The following is a 6420-nucleotide window of genomic DNA, read 5'->3' on the forward strand; positions in this document are numbered from 1 at the left end:
GGCCAGATTACGGTGTGTCGCGAATCTGCTTTAGTAACGCCGAGAAGACCAATTCGTTGGCATCAAAATCGCGGCTCTCTGCCTGCATTTGGACCAAGATTCGTCCAGCGATCGGCATCTGCTCGCGTGTTGAATCCGGTGCGTCCAACAGCACGACTCGCGAGATCACCATTAGATCGAGATAGTAAAATCGCAGATCCATTGCCCGCTCATCCGGATCGGCTCCAGGCAGAACAATGCTTTCCCGCTCAACTTCTTCATACTGATCACGCAACATCAAGTCGATCTCGCTCAGGATCGCTTCGTCTTCTCGCGTAATCGGCAACGTTTCCAGCGAAACGAAACCACCGCTGGGCAGATCGAACATCACGCCCTGGTCGCCCTCGTCCTTGGCACGCTCAACCAACACCCAGTTGTCTGGGTATAGGAACTTCAAACCAAAACCGACAAATACCGAGGGCTCAGCCACGCTAACCTTCCAACCGTTTTTTGATGTCCTCAGGAATTGCCGACTTGCTCAACTGCCCGCCAGCCGTCAATTGACAGCAAACCACAACAATCTCGCCGGTCGCTACATTACGCCCCTCACATGTAATACCAAACCGGTACGTCACGCTGCTTCCACCGATGCGATCAACGTATAAAGCGACATCCAATACGTCTTCAAATCGCACGGGGCCCTGGTAATCACAACGCGCCGAAACACGTGGCCAGGTCACACTATGGGCATGATCTTCACCCGGCATCACGGCAATCCCTACCGAACGCAGGAACTCGTGCTCGACCGATTCTAAGATCGGGAAGAATGCCGAGAAATGAACGATGCCAGCCGCGTCGGTGTCACGAAACTCCACGCGACGCTTAGCTAGAAAGCGGGGCGAGCGAACGCCCTCGCCAGAATTTTCCACGTCGCGATTACTCGCCGACGAATGGCAACAAAGCCATGAAACGAGCTCGCTTAACAGCCGCTGTCACAGCATGCTGGCTGGCTGCGGTGCAACCACTCTTGCGACGGCCCATGATGCGTCCTTGACGGTTCACCATCTTCGATAGCAAGTCGATATCTTTGTAATCGACATACATCGGCCGTGGCCGGTGACCATCGACGAAGATTGGATCTTTTTTGCGGGTACGGCTACGGACGCGTGATCGCTTACGGGCACGGCTACGCGTGCTCATGGGACGTGGAGGCATGGTCTTCCTGTGAAAGTAAAAGGCGAATGGTCTCATTCGGTCGAACAACCACGCACAATACGCAGTCACCCGACTCGCCGAAGGGCGACCAGTGTGATGATGTATCGTAAATAATGCAATGCGTATTTAGCGAACTTTCATAGGCTAGGTAGCGATCGCCAAAACACCGCCAGCCAAACCCGGCAGATAACACACCCAACACATTCCTCCCCAGAACAGGAAATCAAGACCACACGCTAATCAGATCACACGGCACCGCCATCTCAGAATCAAATTGCACAAGCTCCGGCTCAGGATGCAAGTGGCACAACCACGGCGAACTCGCTGGATTCATAGGGCACGCCATTGGCCAGGTCCATCACCGATGCAGGACATTAGCGGAGATGCGGGATGCAGCTAATTAACCGGTGGTAGTGGGCGGCCATCCCCAGCTGACTGCCACTCATCGACCGATCGCGAGACGGCGCTCACGAGGAGCATGAACGACTAAGCTGGGCAAGCATCGAGTTCGCCAGCTCGCCACTACTCAGCGACCACCATCCGAACCGCGTCGCCACCAGAACAGGTCAAGGACCAGCACTAACTCGGAATCTGCGGGGTGCGGTGCTGCGAACTTGCGGAATTGGTTGGGCGCATAAAAAAACCCTCCGACCGAAGTCGAAGGGTTTTAAAAATCTGGCAATACCTACTTTCACACTGGTATGCACTATCATCGGCTCACAAAGCTTGACTTCTGTGTTCGGGATGGGAACAGGTATAACCTTTGCGATATCGTCGCCAGAAAGACTTGCCGAAGGGTATTTCGCCTCCGGCAAGCCAGATTGTTTGGTAGATCCAATTCTTGTTTCTTCGGAAGCCATCCGATCACACTTGAGTGCGGGATATCGGTGGCCAAACCTTCGCCCGTTAGTATTGGTTTGCTGAATGCGTTACCGCACTTACACTTCCAACCTATCAACCTGGTCGTCTTCCAGGGGGCTTTCGACTAATGTCTACGAATCCTTATCTCTGGGCGGGCTTCACGCTTAGATGCTTTCAGCGTTTATCCGTTCCGAAGTTAGCTATCCAGCCGTGCCGCTAGCGCGACAACTGGTACACCAGAGCTTCGTCCAACTAAATCCTCTCGTACTAAAGTTGAATCCCATCAAGATTCGAACGCCCACGGCAGATAGGGACCGACCTGTCTCACGACGGTCTGAACCCAGCTCACGTACCACTTTCATTGGCGAACAGCCAAACCCTTGGGAGCTTCTACACCCCCAGGATGTGATGAGCCGACATCGAGGTGCCAAACCGCATCGCCGCTGTGGACGCTCGGATGCGATAAGCCTGTTATCCCCGGAGTACCTTTTATCTGATGAGCGATAACCCTTCCATTCGGGATTACCGGATCACTAAGGCCTACTTTCGTACCTGCTCGACTTATGGGTCTCGCAGTCAAGCACACTTTTACCTTTACGCTCTACGTCTGATTGCCGACCAGACTGAGTGTACCTTTGCACTCCTCCGTTACTCTTTGGGAGGAGACCGCCCCAGTCAAACTGCCCGACTGACACTGTCCTTTGCCCCGTTTCAGGGGATCAAAGTTAGAATTAAAATATAACCAGGCTGGTATTTCAACAACGGCTCAGAATGCACTAGCGTGCAAACTTCGAAGCCTCCCAGCTATCCTACACAAATTATATCTCAACCCAATAGCAGCCTACAGTAAAGGTTCACGGGGTCTTTCCGTCTAACCGCGGGTATGTGGCATCTTCACCACAACTACAATTTCACCGGGTCTGTGGTTGAGACAGTGCTCCAATCGTTACGCCTTTCATGCAGGTCGGAACTTACCCGACAAGGAACTTCGCTACCTTAGGACCCTCATAGTTAGGGCCGCCGTTTATTGGGGCTTCGGTCGCCAGCTTCGCCGTGAGGCTAACCGTCTTCCTTAACCTACCAACACCGGGCAGGCGTCAGTCTCTATACATCCACTTGCGTGTTAGCAGAGACCTGTGTTTTTGATAAACAGTCGTTAGAGCCGATTTTCTGTGGCCTGTTCCAGCGTGAACCGGACCAGGCGCCCCTTATCGCGAACTTACGGGGCCATTTTGCAGAGTTCCTTAACCACAGTTCTCCCGAGCGCCTTAGAATTCTCATCTCGCGTACCTGTGTCAGTTTTAGTACGGTCAGTTGCTTAACCTAGCAGCTTTTCTTGGACGTCCTTCCAATGACTTCGAGAACTTGGATGCTCTCGAGCTATGCCTTGATAAACATCGGTGATTTAATCCCGAATCTCTCAGCCTTCGCTACGGACATTTCTATTCGTACCGCTCACTTTCTGGACGCCGTCCCTGCATCGAATACACAACCGGCGAAGGAATATTGACCTTCTATCCATCGTCTACGCCTTTCGGCCTCGACTAAGGTACCGGCTAACCCTGGGCGGATTTACCTTCCCCAGGAAACCTTACGCTTTCGGCGAATAGGATTCTCACCTATTTTATCGTTACTCATTCCGGCATAATCACCCGATGAAGCCGACACCACTCGTTACCGTATGGCTCGTATCTCTTCATCGGCGCTCTCCTACCACTCTAGATAAATCTAGAATCCGCTGCTTCGGTGTAATACTTACTCCCGTTCATTATCGGCGCAGAAATGCTCGACTGGTAAGCTGTTACGCACTTTTTAAATGGTGGCTGCTTCTAAGCCAACATCCCAGCTGTCACGGCACTTCAACTTCCTTAGTGACTAAGTATTACTTCGGGACCTTAGCAGGCGATCTGGGTTGTTTCCCTCTCGACCCTGGAGCTTATCCCCCAGGGACTGACTGCCGAGGTAAGGTGAACCGGTATTCGGAGTTTGGTTCGGTGGGGTACCCTTGGAAGGGCCCCCATCCGATTCAGTATCTCTACCCCCGGTCACTAATTTACTCGACGCTATCCCTCAAGATATTTCGGAGAGAACGAGCTATCTCCTGGTTTGATTACACTTTCAGTCCTCCCCACAAGTCATCCCCTCAGTTTTCAACCTAAGTGGGTTCGGTCCTCCACGCAGTTTAACCCGCGCTTCAACCTGCTCATGGGTAGATCACACAGGTTTCGCGTCTGCAGCAAACGACATATTTCGCCCTATTCAGACTCGGTTTCCCTTGGGCTTCGTTCCGTCAGAACTTAACCAAGCCGTTTACCACAACTCGCCGGATCATTATGCAAAAGGCACGCCGTCACACATTAAAATAGTGCTCCGACCGCTTGTAGGCACATGGTTTCAGGTTCACATTCCTCCCCTAGCAGGGGTTCTTCTCACCATTCACTCACGCTACTGGTTCGCTATCGGTCGTTAGAGAGTATTTAGCCTTACGGGATGGTCCCCGTGGATTCAGTCTAGGTTTCACGTGACTAGACCTACTCAGGTGCTTCTAAGGTGCAATGAAGTTTTTATGTACGGGGCTGTCACCCTCTGTGGCCGACCGTTCCAAGTCGTTCTACTAACCAATTGCAATCCCATATTGAAGTCCTACAACCCCGCGAGGGAAACCCCCACGGTTTGGGCTATACCGATTTCGCTCGCCGCTACTGACGGTATCGATTTTTCTTTCTATTCCTCTAGTTACTTAGATGTTTCAGTTCACTAGGTTGTTACAGACATACCTATGTATTCAGTATGCTGCGGTCGGGAATCCCGGGATCATCACTTGTGTGTCAATTTCCCCAGGCTTTTCGCAGACTTCCACGCCCTTCTCCTTCTAACGCCAAGACATCCCCCATGTGCCCTTATTAGATTGGCCACCGAAATCCCGAACTCAAGACAACCTCCAGATAAACTGAAGAGCCGCTCGAAATCGTAGATTTCAATTTGAATCTATTAACGATATCACATTCAAGAATCTTAATCGAATTCTATGCCAACACTCCGATCAACCCGTCTTGCGACAAGCTTCACTTCGTCTTGGCAACGCTTCCAAAAGAACTTACTTCACTCCTTGCGATGACTGCCTAAACCAGCCCGAAACGGACTGACTAAACACCAAAGCAAGGTGATCTATAAATCTTATCTACCAAACAACCAAATTGTAAAAAATCAGTTTTCCGGAATGCCCACCGAAGCGGGGACCCAGAAGACGCTGTCAAAAACAGCCGGTTAACCTCCCCGCAAAAAGGGAGAACAACCGGTCGCTTTCGGGCGAACGAGGAAATTAGCTGTTGGCCCTCTCTACGTCAAGCGTAAAAGGGTAAGAAGATACATCAGAAATTCAAACTATCTACAAACCCAGCTTTTGCCCGTAATTCGTTGGATAAAAGCGAGCAACTCGGTCTCTTAAGAATTCCCAAACGGCCATTTCGGAAAGAAAAGCAGGCAAAACAAATCGCAGGGAGCAGCCATTGGCATGAAGCTCGGCACTCTAGATCCAGCCCCCGAAGCTCCGGTGATTAGACATCGAACATCCGCTCATTCTCGGATGCCGAAAAGGGGTACCAAGCTTCTGATTCCGGGACAGCCAAACCTTTCGCCAATTGGAACAGCCCTCGACCGCACCCGAAGTTACAGACAAACCTCAGCACGCTCGCTTGCACATCGCCAACAGAACACCAATCTCCCAGGACTCCACAAGTATTTTACAGCGGTGAGTCATCTCAATTCGTTGCTGGAGGCGAAAGCTGCCTAATCCCCAATCGCCAGAAACCGTTGCGAATATTGGAGGAGCCGCCAACCGAAACCCACATCGCCAAACCTTGACAATCGCTCCAGAACGAGTCTGCAACGTATCAAACCGAGTAAAGACCAAATTCAGAACGCCGAAAAATCGCAACTGGCAATCAATCGTCGCGATAAATCCACGCACCAATCCCAAAGAGGAAACGCTAACAAGAACGCTTTATCCGAGCATGGGTAACAACACACGAGAATATTCACCTCCCGCCTAAATCGGAAACCACGCCCCGAAACCGCTCGCAGCACGGCAGGCTCTAAGATAGACGACAGCCTGACGATTCCGTCTCGGCAAGACACGGCACTTACCCCAATTCTCCATCACCGATGCAGTACTTTGCTGAGAATAGGGAATGGAGCGGATAGTGGATGGAGCCAATCGGCCGGTGGTAGCGGACTGATTTCTGCAGTTTCCTACCTACCCCGGATGGACCGGTAGACCCGGATCCCTAAGAGTCGGTACGCCGAGGCCGACCGCCGCACCGGGATCTCGCCCATGTTTAGCGTTCAGCAGCAGAATCACGTCGC

At 51.8% G+C, this 6420-nt stretch carries 3 protein-coding genes and 2 rRNA genes; all 5 read right to left on the reverse strand.

Annotated elements, in window-relative coordinates; all coding sequences use genetic code 11:
• Positions 1-7: 7 nt before the first annotated feature.
• Positions 8-469: a hypothetical protein gene (locus tag ACR3ZL_RS27305; protein ID WP_473649930.1), complete on the reverse strand. Its 462-nt coding sequence runs from the start codon at positions 467-469 to the stop codon at positions 8-10.
• A 1-nt stretch (position 470) separates the two neighbouring features.
• The gene (locus tag ACR3ZL_RS27310; RefSeq protein WP_473649929.1) at positions 471-908 is read right to left on the reverse strand and encodes an acyl-CoA thioesterase; all 438 of its coding nucleotides are present in this window, start codon (positions 906-908) and stop codon (positions 471-473) included.
• Positions 909-915: 7 nt separating this feature from the next.
• A complete protein-coding gene (rpsR, locus tag ACR3ZL_RS27315; protein WP_473649928.1) occupies positions 916-1194 on the reverse strand; it encodes a 30S ribosomal protein S18 in 279 nt (92 codons plus the stop codon).
• A 673-nt stretch (positions 1195-1867) separates the two neighbouring features.
• Positions 1868-1976: ribosomal RNA gene (gene rrf, locus ACR3ZL_RS27320) — 5S ribosomal RNA — on the reverse strand.
• A 105-nt stretch (positions 1977-2081) separates the two neighbouring features.
• Positions 2082-4969 (reverse strand): 23S ribosomal RNA (locus ACR3ZL_RS27325).
• Between the last annotated feature and the right edge of the window lie 1451 nt (positions 4970-6420).

The organism is Rhodopirellula sp. J20-39 (assembly GCF_057365095.1).

What these genes read in the sequence shown, in the direction of transcription:
- rpsR (WP_473649928.1), bottom strand. Translation starts at nt 1,194, where the DNA reads ATGCCTCCACGTCCCATGAGCACGCGTAGCCGTGCCCGTAAGCGATCA.